Below are 14,339 nucleotides of genomic sequence, written 5' to 3' on the forward strand. Positions count from 1 at the left end.
GGAGAGTCACCGAGCGATGGCCGGTCCCGCCTTCCGAGCCGCCGCCGTCCGGGTGCGCACCCCCGCGACCAGCGCCAATCTCGGCCCCGGCTTCGACGCCTTCGGCCTCGGCCTCGGGCTGTACGACGACGTCGTCGTCCGCGTCGCCGAGTCGGGGCTGCACATCGACATCGCCGGCGAGGGCGCGGAAACGCTCCCGCGGGACGAGAGCCACCTCCTCGTACGCTCCCTGCGCACCGCCTTCGACCTGCTCGGCGGGCAGCCGCGCGGCCTGGAAGTGGTCTGCGCCAACCGCATCCCGCACGGCCGCGGCCTGGGCTCCTCCTCCGCCGCCATCTGCGCCGGAATCGTCGCCGCACGCGCCGTGACCATAGGCGGGGCCGAGAAACTCGACGACACCGCGCTGCTGGAACTGGCCACCGAGATCGAGGGCCACCCCGACAACGTCGCCGCCTGCCTGCTCGGCGGCTTCACCCTCGCCTGGACCGACGGCGGATCCGCCCGCGCCATCCGGATGGACCCGGCGCCGGGCGTCGTCCCCGTGGTCTTCGTTCCCTCCACCCCCGTGCTCACCGAGACCGCCCGCGGGCTGCTGCCGCGCATGGTGCCGCACGTCGACGCCGCCGCCAACGCCGGCCGGGCGGCCCTGCTGGTGGAGGCGCTGACCCGGCGTCCCGAACTGCTGCTCGCCGCCACGGAGGACCGGCTCCACCAGGAGTACCGGGCCCCCGCGATGCCGGAGAGCGCGGCCCTGGTCGCCCGGCTCCGCCAGGACGGCGTCCCCGCCGTCATCTCCGGCGCCGGCCCGACGGTGCTGGCCCTCGCCGAGGAGAGCACGGCCGACAAGGTCGCGCGGCTCGCCGGGGAGGGATGGGCGGCCAACCGGCTGTCCCTGGACGGCTCGGGCACCTGCGTCCTGCCGCTCACGGGGCAGGACGGAATGCCGGGGGGCGCGCCGCGGAATTCCGCCGGGTGACGTCCAACGATTGCCGGTCTTCGAGAGGGGGAATGTTTGTTGGGTCCGGTAGTGTTAACCTCAAGTCAGCACTTGGCACCCGAGCGGTGCGGTGCTTTGTGTCCCCCTCGGGGACACCATTCTTCCGGGAGCCTCCTCAACTGCCTGTGCAGCCTGCCTGAGCAGATGTGAGCACGCTCCGGAATCGGCGTGGCGGACATCCGGACAGTCTCCCCGCCGGGCCAATCCATGATTCTCCGCCGTTTTTGGCGGGACCACCGCACCGGCCGGTCCGGGACACGCAAGGACCGCAGCCGGACAGCACAACCGGTCGCCGAGCCAGACAGGCCGACGCCCGCTCCAGGGAAGGACCCTTCGTGAGCGACACCACCGATCTGATGGGCGTGACTGCCGACGAGAACGTCGGCGCAGCCTCCGCGCCCGCCACGGACGCTCCTGCCGCGCCTGCCACCGGTGCTGCCACTGGCACCCCGAGGCGGCGCCGCTCCGGCACCGGCCTTGAGGGCATGGTCCTGGCCGAGCTGCAGCAGGTTGCCTCCGCGCTCGGCATCAAGGGCACCGCGCGGATGCGCAAGAGCCAACTGATCGACGTCATCAAGGAGAAGCAGGCGGGCGGCACCGCCCCCGCCAAGGACTCCGCGGACCAGGCCGCGTCCTCCGCCGACGCCGCCCCCGCCAAGCCGCGCCGCCGCGCCACCTCCAAGGCCCGTACGGGTGAGGAAGCCGCCGGGGCCGAGGCCGCGGACCGCGCCGAGGGCAGGACCGGTCCTCAGCAGCAGATCGACATCCCCGGCCAGCCGGCCAGTGACGAGCCGCCGCAGGGCGGCGAGCGCCGCCGGCGCCGCGCGACCGCGCAGGCCGGCAGCCCCGAGGAGACCGCCGCCGACACCTCCGCCGGAGCCCAGGAGGGCGACCGGGGCCGCGCCGAGACCCGCACCGCCCCCCAGGGCGGGGAGCGGCAGGACGGCGCCGGAGCCGAGGGCCGCGGCGGCAAGGGCGACCGCGACCGCCAGGGCGGCCAAAGCGGCGACCGTCAGGGCGGCCAGAAGGGCGACCGCCGCGAGCGCGGCGACAACCGCGGCGAGCGCGGCAACAACCGCCGCAACAAGAACGACGACGGCGGCGGCCAGGGCGGCAACCGCCAGCGCGACCAGCGCGGCGGGCAGCAGCAGCGCGACGACGACGGCGACGACTTCGAGGGCGGCCGCCGCGGCCGCCGCGGCCGCTACCGCGACCGCCGGGGCCGCCGCGGGCGCGAGGACTTCGGCGGCGAGCCGCAGGTCTCCGAGGACGACGTCCTGATCCCCGTCGCGGGCATCCTCGACATCCTCGACAACTACGCGTTCATCCGGACCTCCGGCTACCTGCCGGGCCCGAACGACGTCTACGTCTCCCTCGCCCAGGTCCGCAAGAACGGCCTGCGCAAGGGCGACCACGTCACCGGCGCGGTGCGCCAGCCCCGCGAGGGCGAGCGCCGCGAGAAGTTCAACGCCCTGGTGCGGCTGGACTCGGTGAACGGCATGGCGCCCGAGACGGGCCGCGGCCGCCCGGAGTTCGGCAAGCTCACCCCGCTCTACCCGCAGGACCGGCTCCGTCTGGAGACCGAGCCCAACCTGATGACGACCCGGATCATCGACCTGGTCGCGCCGATCGGCAAGGGCCAGCGCGGTCTGATCGTGGCCCCGCCGAAGACCGGCAAGACCATGATCATGCAGGCGATCGCCAACGCGATCACCCGCAACAACCCCGAGTGCCACCTGATGGTCGTCCTCGTCGACGAGCGTCCGGAAGAGGTCACCGACATGCAGCGGTCGGTGAAGGGCGAGGTCATCTCCTCGACCTTCGACCGCCCCGCCGAGGACCACACCACCGTCGCCGAGCTGGCCATCGAGCGGGCCAAGCGCCTGGTCGAGCTGGGTCACGACGTGGTCGTCCTGCTGGACTCGATCACCCGCCTCGGCCGCGCGTACAACCTCGCGGCCCCCGCCTCCGGCCGGATCCTCTCCGGTGGTGTCGACTCCACCGCGCTCTACCCGCCGAAGCGCTTCTTCGGCGCCGCGCGGAACATCGAGGACGGCGGCTCGCTGACCATCCTGGCCACCGCGCTGGTCGACACCGGCTCGCGGATGGACGAGGTGATCTTCGAGGAGTTCAAGGGCACCGGCAACCTGGAGCTCAAGCTCGACCGCAGGCTCTCCGACAAGCGGATCTTCCCCGCGGTGGACGTCGACGCGTCCGGTACCCGCAAGGAGGAGATCCTGCTCGGCAGCGACGAGCTCGCGATCACCTGGAAGCTCCGCCGGGTACTGCACGCCCTGGACTCCCAGCAGGCCATCGAGCTGCTCCTGGACAAGCTCAAGGAGACCAAGAGCAACGCGGAGTTCCTGCTCCAGATCCAGAAGACGACCCCGGCCCCGGGCAACGGCAACGACTGACCCGGCCGCCGCGGCGTCCACGGCGACCGGCAGGGGGCTCCTTCCGCCACGGCGGGGGGAGCCCCCTGCCGCGTAGGGGCGGGCGGGCCGCGGGTGCGGTGCGGGTGCGGTGCGGGCGCGGGCGCGCCCGGGGAGCGCGCACGGAACCGGCCCCGGCCCCGCCCGGGCCCGCCGGGCGATCCGGCGCCCCTCCGCTCGTCCCCACCCGGGCAACCGGCCCAGGTCTGACCGCCCCGTAACGGGGTAACCGGACAACGACGACGTGGGGAGCACATGGCCGACGAAGCGACGAACGGGCAGAGCGGGTCATCCGGCGCCGGCGACCGGGGCGCGACCCGCCGCCGGACGCTGAGGATCACCGCCTGGGTGCTCTCCGGAGCCGTGCTGCTGGGCGGCGCCGGCCTCGGCTACGTCTGGGCGAAGCTGAACGGCAATCTCCGGGGCATCGACATCGACGCCGCCCTCGGCACCGACCGGCCGGAGGACATCGACAACGGCTCGACGGACATCCTCGTGCTGGGCTCCGACTCCCGCAAGGGCGCCAACAAGAAGTACGGCAGCGCCGGTGAGAGCGGCTCCCGCTCCGACACGGCGATGATCGTTCACATTCACGAGGGTCGCCGCGAGGCCACCGTCGTCAGCATTCCCCGGGACACCCTGGTGCGGCGCCCCGCCTGCGACCGCAAGGACGGCGAGGGCTCGCACCCGCCCGCCCGGCGGGCGATGTTCAACGAGTCCTACAAGATCGGCGGGCCGGCCTGCGCCGTCAAGACCGCCGAGGCCATGTCCGGCATCCGTATGGACCACTACATGGAGATCGACTTCACCGGCTTCAAGAAGCTGGTCGACGAACTCGGCGGGGTGGAACTCACCACCGAGGAGCGGATCGAGGACGAGAAGAGCCGGCTCGACCTGCCCCCCGGCACCCACGTCCTGGACGGCGAGCAGGCCCTCGGCCTGGTCCGCACCCGGCACGGCATCGGCAACGGCAGCGACCTCGGCCGGATACACCTCCAGCAGGCCTTCCTCAAGGCCCTGCTCGACCAGATCGGCGAGGTCGGCCTCTTCAGCGACCCCGGCAGGCTCTACGGCGTCGCCGACACCGCCACCAAGGCCCTCACCACCGACACCGGCCTGTCCGGGGTGAAGAAGCTGCTGGACTTCTCCCGGAGCATGCGGGAGATCGGCTCCGAGGACCTGGACATGATCACCCTGCCCGTGGAGTACGACCGCCGGGACGGCAACCGCGTGGTGCCGATCAAGGACAAGACCCGCACCGTCTGGGACGCCCTGCGCCGGGACCGCCCCGTCCCGGACTCCGCCACCGAGGGATCCGCGGGCGAGCAGGCGCGGAAGGACTCCGGCGAGGTGCTCGGCGGCTCCTGACCGGACGGCCCCGGCCGGCCCGGCCGCGGCGGCCGGGCCGGGAATAGAACGCCCTCGCCCCCGGTTTTGGGAGATGCGCCCGGTCCTGGCAGACTGGTGCGTCGGCCCCGGTTCACGTACGGGCGGTTACCCCACCTCGTCCGCCATCGGACAGGCGGGGCCCGGACGACCCGGTGCCCTCCCGAACCTAGGAGCATCCCTTGAAGCGCGACATCCACCCCGAGTACGTCGAGACCCAGGTGAGCTGCACCTGCGGAGCCTCGTTCACCACGCGCAGCACCGTCACCGAGGGCACCATCCGTGCCGACGTGTGCTCCGAGTGCCACCCGTTCTACACGGGCAAGCAGAAGATCCTCGACACGGGTGGCCGCGTGGCCCGCTTCGAGGCCCGCTTCGGCAAGAACGCCGGGTCCGCCAAGAAGTAGCGACCCCACGGCGCCGGACTCCGGCCGCCCCTCCAGCCAGGGGCGGCCGGACCGGCGCTTTGTCGTCCACCGGGCCCGCACGGCCATCCGCTACCCCGCGGGCGTCCCGCCCGCCCCACCCCACTTTCCGAGGAAACGAATCCCGATGTTCGAGGCGGTCGAAGAACTGATCGGCGAGCACGCCGATCTCGAGAAACGGCTCGCCGACCCCACGGTCCACGCCGACCAGCGCGAGGCGACCCGGCTGGGCAAGCGCTACGCCGAGCTGACGCCGGTCATCACCGCGTACCGCTCCTGGAAGAGCACCGGCGACGACATCGAGGCGGCGCGCGAACTGGCGCTGGACGACCCCGACTTCGCGGACGAGGTCAAGGAACTGGAGATCCGGCGCGAGGAACTCACCGAGCGGCTGCGGCTGCTGCTCGTCCCCCGCGACCCCAGCGACGACAAGGACGTGATCCTGGAGGTCAAGGCGGGCGAGGGCGGCGAGGAGTCGGCCCTGTTCGCCGGCGACCTGCTGCGGATGTATCTGCGCTACGCCGAGCGCGCCGGCTGGAAGACGGAGATCCTGGAGGCCAACGAGTCCGACCTCGGCGGCTACAAGGACGTCCAGGTCGCGGTGAAGACCAAGGGCGGGAACGGCGCCACCGAGCCCGGCCAGGGCGTCTGGGCGCGGCTGAAGTACGAGGGCGGGGTGCACCGCGTGCAGCGGGTCCCGGCCACCGAGTCGCAGGGCCGTATCCACACCTCCGCCGCCGGTGTGCTCGTCACGCCCGAGGCCGAGGAGGTCGAGGTGGAGATCGGCCCCAACGACCTGCGGATCGACGTCTACCGCTCCTCCGGCCCCGGCGGCCAGTCCGTCAACACCACCGACTCCGCCGTGCGCATCACCCACCTGCCCACCGGCATCGTCGTCTCCTGCCAGAACGAGAAGAGCCAGCTCCAGAACAAGGAGCAGGCGCTGCGCATCCTCCGTTCCCGGCTGCTGGCCGCCGCGCAGGAGGAGGCGGAGCGGGAGGCGTCGGACGCCCGGCGCAGCCAGGTCCGCACCGTCGACCGCTCCGAGCGGATCCGTACCTACAACTACCCGGAGAACCGCATCTCCGACCACCGCGTCGGCTTCAAGGCGTACAACCTGGACCAGGTGCTCGACGGCGACCTGGACCCGGTCATCCAGGCCTGCGTGGACGCCGACTCGGCGGCCAAACTGGCCGCCGCCCAGTAGACCCGGTAGTCCGCCCACCCGCAGGACTCACCGAAGCCCGCACCGCCGGACCGGCTGGAGGAACAGCGTGCCGCCCTCATCCGGGGGACGACCCCCGTACCCGCCCGCTGCCGGCGGGCGCCCCGCGCGCCCCCGGCCGCTGCTGCTCGCCGAGGTGGCCCAGGCCACCCAGCGGCTGGCCGACGCCGGTGTGCCCTCACCGCGCTTCGACGCCGAGGAACTCGCCGCCTATGTGCACGGCGTCAAGCGGAGCGAGCTGCACACCGTCGCCGACGCCGACTTCGACGCCCGCTACTGGGAGGCCGTCGCCCGCCGCGAGGCCCGCGAACCGCTCCAGCACATCACCGGCCGCGCCTTCTTCCGCTATCTGGAACTCCAGGTCGGGCCGGGGGTGTTCGTACCCCGCCCGGAGACCGAGTCGGTCGTCGGCTGGGCCATAGACGCCGTCCGGGCCATGGACGTGGCCGAACCCCTGATCGTCGATCTCTGCTCCGGTTCCGGCGCCATCGCGCTGGCCCTCGCGCAGGAGGTGCCGCGCTCCCGGGTGCACGCCGTGGAGCTGGACGAGGGCGCGCTCCGCTGGGCCCGCAAGAACGTCGAGGGGTCCAGGGTGACCCTGCACCAGGGGAACGCCTTCGACGCCCTCCCCGAGCTCGACGGCCAGGTGGACCTCGTCGTCTCCAACCCGCCGTACATCCCGCTCACCGAGTGGGAGTACGTGGCCCCCGAGGCGCGTGACCACGACCCCGAAATGGCGTTGTTCTCCGGCGAGGACGGCCTCGACACCATCCGCGGCATCGAGCGCACCGCGCACCGGCTGCTCCGCCCCGGTGGCGTCGTCGTCGTCGAACACGCCGACACCCAGGGCGGCCAGGTGCCGTGGATCTTCACCGAGGAGCGGGGCTGGGCCGACGCGGCCGACCACCCCGACCTCAACAACCGGCCGCGGTTCGCCACGGCCCGCCGGGCCATGCCATGAGCGCCACGGCGACCGTTTCCGGCACGAGCGACGGCGACACCGGCCGCACCCATCACACTGACCCCAGCGAGCGGACAGCGCTCCGGCCGAGGGAGGCCCGTTAATGGCACGGCGATACGACTGCACCGACGCGACCGACCGCAAGACCGGCCTGCGCGAGGCCGCGTCCGCCGTCCGCCGCGGTGAGCTCGTCGTCCTCCCCACCGACACCGTCTACGGGATCGGCGCGGACGCGTTCAGCCCCGAGGCCGTCGGCGATCTCCTGGAGGCCAAGGGCCGGGGCCGCAACATGCCCTCGCCCGTGCTCGTCGGCTCCCCGAACACCCTGCACGGCCTGGTCACCGACTTCTCCGAGCTCGCCTGGGAGCTCGTCGACGCCTTCTGGCCGGGCGCGCTCACCCTCGTCGCCCGGCACCAGCCCTCGCTCCAGTGGAACCTGGGGGACACCCGCGGCACCGTCGCCATCCGCATGCCGCTGCACCCGGTCGCGATCGAGCTGCTGACCGAGGTCGGCCCGATGGCCGTCTCCAGCGCCAACCTGACCGGCCACCCCTCGCCGCAGACCTGCGACGCCGCGGAGGAGATGCTCGGCGACTCCGTCTCCGTCTACCTGGACGGCGGCCCGACCCCGGCGGCCGTGGCCTCCTCCATCGTGGACGTCACCGGCAAGGTGCCGGTGCTGCTGCGCGAGGGCGCGCTCTCCGCGGACCAGCTCCGCGAGGTGGTACCCGACCTCGAGGTGGCGAATTGACGGCGCCCCACGGATGGGGCATAGCGGACGGCCCCCCGGGCCGCGCGGGCGGTCTCCCGGGGCCACGGCCGGGTGCCTTCTCCGGACCCGACGGAGGGGGTGACCCCGGCGTCTTCCGCATCCTCCACGTCAGCACCGGCAACGTCTGCCGCTCGCCCATCACCGAGCGGCTGACCCGGTATGCCCTCGCCCACCGGCTCGGCGGCCCCTGCGGCATCGTCGTGGAGAGCGCCGGCACCTGGGGCCACGAGGGCGCCCCCATGGAGGCACACGCGGCCACCGTCCTCACCGACCTCGGCGCGGATCCCAGCGGTTTCACCGGCCGGGAGCTCCTCGACGAGCACGTCATCCGCGCCGACCTCGTCCTCACCGCGACCCGTGACCACCGGGCCCAGGTGATCTCCATGGGGCACTCGGCGGGCCTGCGCACCTTCACGCTCAAGGAGTTCACCCGGCTGGTCCGGGCCATAGACCCGGCGACCCTCCCCGACCCCGCGCCCGACGGCGCCGTCGTCGACCGGGCCCGTGTCCTGGTGCGCGCCGCGGCGGCGCTGCGCGGCTGGCTGCTGGCGCCCAGCGCCGAGGCCGACGAGGTGCACGACCCGTACGGCGCGCCGATCACCTTCTTCCGCTCCATCGGCGAGGAGATCCAGCAGGCCCTCGACCCGATGCTCACCGCCCTCACGGGCGTCCCCGCGCCCCGGCCGTAGCCCGCCGTCCGCTGCCACGGCCGACGGCACCACCACGGCATCCTCTCCTCCGGGACACCGCGGCACCGGGCGATGGGGTGACGCGCGTAGAGCCCGTCCGCTCGTGTTCTCGTGCGCCCCCTTCCGTGCGCCCCCTTCCGTGCCGGGGTGGCCGGGAGCACACCGGTCCGTCCCCGCCCGGGGGCCCCGGGCCGCGCCCGGCCGGCGTGCCCGCGCCCCCGGCGGGCAGGCGTACGGCCGGGAACCATTCGTGACCGGCGTACGTCTCACCGGGGACGGCGCTCCCGGGGCCGGGTCCCCGGCGCGGGGCCGCCAGGCCCTCCGGTGCACCGGCGCGGTGCCCGTCCTTGTGAAGAGGCCGTGAGAAACGCGCAGTACAGGGCCTCGTACCGGAGGCTTGTGCACGCGGCCGCCGTACGGCGGCATAGGCTGTGGGGCCTAGATGGCCGGCGAGACCCCTGGGGCAGTTCGTGCGTGAATACCTGCTGACGCTCTGCGTCACCGCCGCGGTCACCTACCTGCTGACCGGGCCGGTGCGGAAGTTCGCGATCGCGGCCGGTGCGATGCCGGAGATCCGCGAGCGCGACGTCCACCGCGAGCCGACGCCGCGGCTGGGCGGGATCGCCATGTTCGGCGGTCTCTGCGCGGGACTGCTGGTGGCCTCGCAGATGTCGAACATCGGCGAGATGTTCGAGCTCTCCAGTGAGCCGCGGGCGCTGCTGGCCGGCGCCGCCCTGATCTGGCTGCTGGGTGTGCTCGACGACAAGTGGGGCGTGGACGCGCTGATCAAGCTGGGCGGCCAGATGATCGCCGCCGGCGTGATGGTCTGGCAGGGTCTCACCATCCTGTGGATCCCGGTGCCGGGCGTCGGCTCGGTGGCCCTCACGCCCATGCAGGGCACGCTGCTGACCGTGGCGCTCGTCGTCATCACCATCAACGCGGTGAACTTCGTGGACGGCCTCGACGGTCTGGCCTCCGGCATGGTGTGCATCGCCGCCGCGGCGTTCTTCATGTACGCGTACCGCATGTGGTACGGCTACGGCGTCGAGGCCGCCGCCCCCGCGACGCTCTTCGCCGTCATCCTCATGGGCATGGCCCTGGGCTTCCTGCCGCACAACATGCACCCCGCACGGATCTTCATGGGCGACTCCGGATCGATGCTGATCGGCCTGGTGCTGGCGGCCGGCGCCATCTCCATCACCGGCCAGGTGGACCCCGACCTGCTCCAGGCGGCCACCGGCTCCGAGAAGGAGGCCGTCAAGTCGACGGTGCCCGTCTACATCCCCGTGGTGCTGCTGCCGCTGAGCATCATCGCGGTGCCGGTGGCCGACCTGGTGCTGGCCGTCGTGCGGCGCACCTGGAACGGCCAGTCGCCGTTCGCGGCCGACCGGGGCCACCTCCACCACCGGCTGCTGGAGATCGGCCACTCGCACAGCCGCGCCGTCCTGATCATGTACTTCTGGTCGGCCCTGATCGGCTTCTCCGCGGTCGCCTACTCGGTCAACTCCGCCAGTGTGTGGGTGGTGCTGGCCCTGGCCATGCTCAGCGCCGTGGGCCTCTTCATCCTGCTGCTGCCCCGCTTCACCCCCCGGGTGCCGCGCTGGGCGCAGGCCGTCGTGCCGCCCCGCTACCGCAGCGGGGGCCGCCGGCCGGAGCCGGGGGAGACGGCCGGGCCGGCGCCGTCCCCGGCGGCCGATGCGGCGGGCACGGAGGGGGCCGGTGCGGAGGAGGCCGGTGCGGAGGAGGCCGGTACGGAGCGGACCGGTGCCGGACGGTCGGGTACGGTGGCGCGGGCCAACGGCGCGACGGCCGTCGGCGCCCGTGGCGGTCACCGCGTGCCGCAGCGCAGCAAGGCCGGCAGCCGGGGCTGAATCCGGCGTTCCGGAGATGTCCGGCGGCGGCGGGCGCCGCCGGCACCGGCTTTGCCCGGCCGTGAGATTTTTCCCGGCGGGGGATCCATTCGGGTGCACCCCGATGACCTGCGGGTTAGCCCGTCCGTGTGACAGTCGGCACACCAAGTGAGTAAAGACCTCATCAAATAGTTTGTGATACCGTTCACGAGACCCGGGAACAGGGTCGGTGAGCCCAGCGCGACGGGCCGCCGGCCGGGAGGTGGCACCTCAACCGGGTCTTACGCTCGTCCTCGACGACCTCTCGACCCCCACTCCACGGAGCTGCCCGCCATGCAGTCGAACGACGCCCGAATGCTCCTGCAGACGGCAGGGCCCACCGCTGCCGCCGGTGTGATCGCCGTCGCCGCGGCCGCGGCGTTCGCCGGTGGCAAGGGCGCCCTCGGCGCGGTCTTCGGCACGGCCGTGGTGATCCTCTTCATGGGGATCGGCCTCACCGTGCTCCAGAACACGGGGCGCAAGTACCCGCAGCTGTTCCAGGCCATGGGCCTGATGCTCTACACCACCCAGCTGCTTCTGCTCTTCGTCTTCGTGGCCGCCTTCAAGAACACCACGCTGTTCGACCACAAGTCCTTCGCGGCCTCGCTGGTGGCGGCCACCCTCGTCTGGGTGGCGGCGCAGGCCCGCGCACACACGAAGGCCAAGATCCTCTACGTCGATCCCGAGCAGACCGGGCAGAGCGAGCCCGGCGCCCGGGGGTCGGCCGCATGACGACCGGGGGCGCGTCAAGAACGCGTAAGCGGGCCTGCTATCGTCCGGTTCCAACTGCGGCACAGCGCGAGCGGCCGGCCGGGCTCCCGGATTCCACGGGACGGAGCCGGCGGCCCCCGCGGCTGACGCCCCGTCGGCCACACGGCTCCGCGCCGGCCGGCCGCCCCCAAACCCGTAACACCAGTCCAGTGCCGAACCGCGGCTCCGTGCCGCGCCGACACAACGAGGTTGCCGTACCTATGCGCCACGCTGAAGGAGCTCGCGGTGAGTGCTGACCCGACAACGGTGCTCGCGTTCGAGACCGATTGCCACATCTTCTCCGGGTGCGGCTTCCCGGCCCCCAGCCTGTGGTCGTTCATCTTCGAGCCGATCGTCGGAGACAGGCACTCCGACTTCTACTTCAACAAGCCGATGCTGCTGGCGCTGCTCAGCACCATTGTGGTCGTCGGCTTCTTCTGGATGGCGTTCGCGAAGCCGAAGGTCGTGCCCGGCAAGCTTCAGATGATCGGTGAGGCGGGCCTGGACTTCGTCCGCAACGGCATCGTCTACCAGACGATGGGCAAGAAGGACGGCGAGAAGTACGTCCCGCTCATGGTCTCGCTGTTCTTCTTCGTATGGATCATGAACCTCTGGTCCATCATCCCGCTGGCCCAGTTCCCGGTGACCTCGATCATCGCGTACCCGGCCGCCCTGGCGGCGATCGTCTACATCCTCTGGGTCTCGCTGACCTTCAAGAAGCACGGCTTCGTCGGCTTCTTCAAGAACGTCACCGGCTACGACAAGTCGCTGGGCGCCGTGCTGCCGCTGGCGATGACCATCGAGTTCTTCTCGAACCTGCTGGTCCGCCCCTTCACCCACGCGGTGCGGCTCTTCGCCAACATGTTCGCCGGTCACACCCTGCTGGTGCTCTTCACCATCGCCAGCTGGTACCTGCTGAACGGGATCGGCATCGCCTACGCCGGCGTCTCGTTCGTCATGGTCCTCGTGATGACCGTCTTCGAGCTCTTCATCCAGGCCGTTCAGGCATACGTCTTCGTCCTGCTGGCCTGCACCTACGTTCAGGGCGCTCTCGCCGAGCACCACTGAGCGTTCCCAGAACCCCCAGACGTCCGGTGGCCAACCCCCACCGGTCCGTGAAAGAGAAGGAAGAACTGGCATGTCCCAGACCCTTGCTGCCGTCGAAGGTTCCCTCAGCTCCGTCGGCTACGGCCTGGCGGCCATCGGCCCCGGCGTCGGCGTCGGCATCATCTTCGGTAACGGCACCCAGGCCCTCGCCCGCCAGCCCGAGGCGGCCGGTCTCATCCGCGCCAACCAGATCCTCGGCTTCGCGTTCTGTGAGGCGCTGGCCCTCATCGGCCTCGTCATGCCGTTCGTTTACTAAGAACGAACTGCGACGACACCCATTCGACGAAAGGCAATGATGTGAACGTTCTGGTTCACCTGGCGGCGGAGGAGCCTCAGAATCCTCTGATCCCGCCGATCCCAGAGCTCGTCATCGGCCTGATCGCGTTCGCCATCGTCTTCGGCTTCCTCGCCAAGAAGCTCCTCCCGACCATCAACAAGGTCCTGGAAGAGCGCCGCGAGGCCATCGAAGGCGGCATCGAGAAGGCCGAGGCGGCCCAGACCGAGGCGCAGGACGTGCTGGAGCAGTACAAGGCCCAGCTCGCCGAGGCCCGGCACGAGGCGGCGCGGCTGCGCCAGGAGGCCCAGGAGCAGGGCGCCGCGCTCATCGCCGAGATGCGCGCGGAAGGGCAGGGGCAGCGTGAGGAGATCATCGCCGCCGGCCACGCCCAGATCGAGGCCGACCGCAAGCAGGCCGCGCAGTCGCTGCGCCAGGACGTGGGCACGCTCGCCACGACCCTGGCCGGCAAGCTCGTCGGGGAGTCCCTGGAGGACCACGCCCGGCAGAGCCGCGTCATCGACCGCTTCCTCGACGAGCTGGAGAGCAAGGCGGCGACGAAGGCCGAGGCCGGCCGATGAACGGAGCGAGCCGCGAGGCACTGGCTGCCGCACGCGAGCGTCTCGACGCGCTCACGGACAACACGTCCGTGGACGCGGCGAAGCTCGCCGAGGAGCTGGCCGCCGTCACGGGCCTGCTCGACCGCGAGGTGTCGCTGCGCCGGGTCCTCACCGACCCGGCGCAGGCCGGCGAGGCCAAGGCCGAGCTGGCCGGGCGCCTGCTGGCGGGCCAGGTCGGCGGCGAGACCGCCGACCTCGTCACCGGCATGGTCCGCTCCCGCTGGTCGCGCTCGCGCGACCTGGTGGACGCGATCGAGGAGCTGGCGAGCACCGCCGAGCTCATCGCCGCGCAGCGGTCCGGCGTGCTGGACGACGTGGAGGACGAGCTGTTCCGGTTCGGCCGGATCGTCGCCTCCAGCCCCGAGCTGCGCGCCGCGCTCGCCGAGCGGGGCACCGAGCCCCGGGCCAAGGCCGAGCTGCTCCGCCGGCTGCTGGGAGGCCGGGCCAACCCGGTCACCGAGCGGCTCGTGGTGCGACTCGTGACCCATCCGCGGGGACGTAGCCTGGACGGTGGGCTGGACGCGCTGTCCAAGCTGGCCGCGGACCGCCGTGACCGGCTGGTCGCGGTCGTCACCTCGGCGGTGCCGCTCAGCGACGAGCAGAAGCGGCGCCTCGGCGACGGGCTGGCCCGGCTGTACGGCCGGCAGATGCATCTGAACCTCGATGTGGACCCCGCGGTCCTCGGCGGGATCCAGGTGCGCATCGGCGACGAGGTCATCAACGGCACCATCGCCGACCGCCTCGACGAGGTGTCCCGGCGGATGGCCGGCTGAGCCGGACGCTGAGACAGCCACCAACTCAACAAGCATGGC

Annotated in this window: 14 protein-coding genes; all 14 read left to right on the forward strand. The window is 72.1% G+C overall.

All coding sequences use genetic code 11. The features are described 5' to 3' along the window. Positions 1–16 precede the first annotated feature (16 nt). The 14 genes from thrB (at position 17) to KBZ10_RS05695 (ending at position 14,300) form a co-directional block, all read left to right on the forward strand. Complete coding sequence (thrB, locus tag KBZ10_RS05630) at positions 17–976, forward strand: homoserine kinase (protein WP_210986358.1); 960 nt, start codon at positions 17–19, stop codon at positions 974–976. A gap of 356 nt (positions 977–1,332) precedes the next feature. Further along, positions 1,333–3,411 (forward strand): transcription termination factor Rho, encoded by a 2,079-nt coding sequence (gene rho / locus KBZ10_RS05635; RefSeq protein WP_210986359.1) that lies wholly within the window; start codon positions 1,333–1,335, stop codon positions 3,409–3,411. Between the two features lie 273 nt (positions 3,412–3,684). After that, on the forward strand, positions 3,685–4,797 hold the full coding sequence (locus KBZ10_RS05640; protein WP_210986360.1) for an LCP family protein: 1,113 nt from the start codon (positions 3,685–3,687) through the stop codon (positions 4,795–4,797). 200 nt (positions 4,798–4,997) lie between these two features. After that, positions 4,998–5,222, forward strand: coding sequence for a 50S ribosomal protein L31 (gene rpmE / locus KBZ10_RS05645; protein WP_210986361.1), 225 nt, complete (start codon positions 4,998–5,000; stop codon positions 5,220–5,222). A gap of 145 nt (positions 5,223–5,367) precedes the next feature. Beyond that, complete coding sequence (prfA, locus tag KBZ10_RS05650) at positions 5,368–6,447, forward strand: peptide chain release factor 1 (RefSeq protein WP_210986362.1); 1,080 nt, start codon at positions 5,368–5,370, stop codon at positions 6,445–6,447. Between the two features lie 139 nt (positions 6,448–6,586). After that, entirely contained in the window at positions 6,587–7,426 is an 840-nt protein-coding gene (prmC, locus tag KBZ10_RS05655) for a peptide chain release factor N(5)-glutamine methyltransferase (RefSeq protein WP_210986447.1), read from the forward strand. Between the two features lie 103 nt (positions 7,427–7,529). Then, the gene (locus tag KBZ10_RS05660) at positions 7,530–8,177 is read left to right on the forward strand and encodes an L-threonylcarbamoyladenylate synthase (protein WP_210986363.1); all 648 of its coding nucleotides are present in this window, start codon (positions 7,530–7,532) and stop codon (positions 8,175–8,177) included. Continuing rightward, positions 8,174–8,887 carry a protein-tyrosine-phosphatase gene (locus KBZ10_RS05665; protein WP_247701826.1) on the forward strand — a complete coding sequence of 238 codons (714 nt, stop codon included), beginning with the start codon at positions 8,174–8,176 and terminating at the stop codon, positions 8,885–8,887. Before KBZ10_RS05660 ends, KBZ10_RS05665 begins: the two co-directional genes overlap by 4 nt. Positions 8,888–9,357: 470 nt before the next feature. Then, complete coding sequence (locus KBZ10_RS05670; RefSeq protein WP_210986364.1) at positions 9,358–10,758, forward strand: MraY family glycosyltransferase; 1,401 nt, start codon at positions 9,358–9,360, stop codon at positions 10,756–10,758. A 312-nt stretch (positions 10,759–11,070) separates the two neighbouring features. Further along, a complete protein-coding gene (locus KBZ10_RS05675; RefSeq protein ID WP_210986365.1) occupies positions 11,071–11,508 on the forward strand; it encodes a hypothetical protein in 438 nt (145 codons plus the stop codon). Positions 11,509–11,772: 264 nt separating this feature from the next. Next, entirely contained in the window at positions 11,773–12,594 is an 822-nt protein-coding gene (gene atpB, locus KBZ10_RS05680) for a F0F1 ATP synthase subunit A (protein ID WP_210986366.1), read from the forward strand. Positions 12,595–12,664: 70 nt separating this feature from the next. After that, positions 12,665–12,889 carry an ATP synthase F0 subunit C gene (atpE, locus tag KBZ10_RS05685; RefSeq protein ID WP_030545783.1) on the forward strand — a complete coding sequence of 75 codons (225 nt, stop codon included), beginning with the start codon at positions 12,665–12,667 and terminating at the stop codon, positions 12,887–12,889. A 41-nt stretch (positions 12,890–12,930) separates the two neighbouring features. Then, a complete protein-coding gene (locus KBZ10_RS05690) occupies positions 12,931–13,488 on the forward strand; it encodes a F0F1 ATP synthase subunit B (protein WP_210986367.1) in 558 nt (185 codons plus the stop codon). Beyond that, positions 13,485–14,300 (forward strand): F0F1 ATP synthase subunit delta, encoded by an 816-nt coding sequence (locus tag KBZ10_RS05695; protein WP_210986368.1) that lies wholly within the window; start codon positions 13,485–13,487, stop codon positions 14,298–14,300. The genes KBZ10_RS05690 and KBZ10_RS05695 overlap by 4 nt, the downstream gene beginning before the upstream one ends. Positions 14,301–14,339 lie beyond the last annotated feature (39 nt).

Origin of the sequence: Streptomyces sp. F63, assembly GCF_018070345.1 — a bacterium.
Classification (GTDB): domain Bacteria; phylum Actinomycetota; class Actinomycetes; order Streptomycetales; family Streptomycetaceae; genus Streptomyces.

What these genes read in the sequence shown, in the direction of transcription:
- KBZ10_RS05660 (WP_210986363.1), top strand. Translation starts at nt 7,530, where the DNA reads ATGGCACGGCGATACGACTGCACCGACGCGACCGACCGCAAGACCGGC.
- thrB (WP_210986358.1), top strand. Translation starts at nt 17, where the DNA reads ATGGCCGGTCCCGCCTTCCGAGCCGCCGCCGTCCGGGTGCGCACCCCC.
- KBZ10_RS05640 (WP_210986360.1), top strand. Translation starts at nt 3,685, where the DNA reads ATGGCCGACGAAGCGACGAACGGGCAGAGCGGGTCATCCGGCGCCGGC.
- prfA (WP_210986362.1), top strand. Translation starts at nt 5,368, where the DNA reads ATGTTCGAGGCGGTCGAAGAACTGATCGGCGAGCACGCCGATCTCGAG.
- KBZ10_RS05675 (WP_210986365.1), top strand. Translation starts at nt 11,071, where the DNA reads ATGCAGTCGAACGACGCCCGAATGCTCCTGCAGACGGCAGGGCCCACC.
- atpE (WP_030545783.1), top strand. Translation starts at nt 12,665, where the DNA reads ATGTCCCAGACCCTTGCTGCCGTCGAAGGTTCCCTCAGCTCCGTCGGC.
- KBZ10_RS05695 (WP_210986368.1), top strand. Translation starts at nt 13,485, where the DNA reads ATGAACGGAGCGAGCCGCGAGGCACTGGCTGCCGCACGCGAGCGTCTC.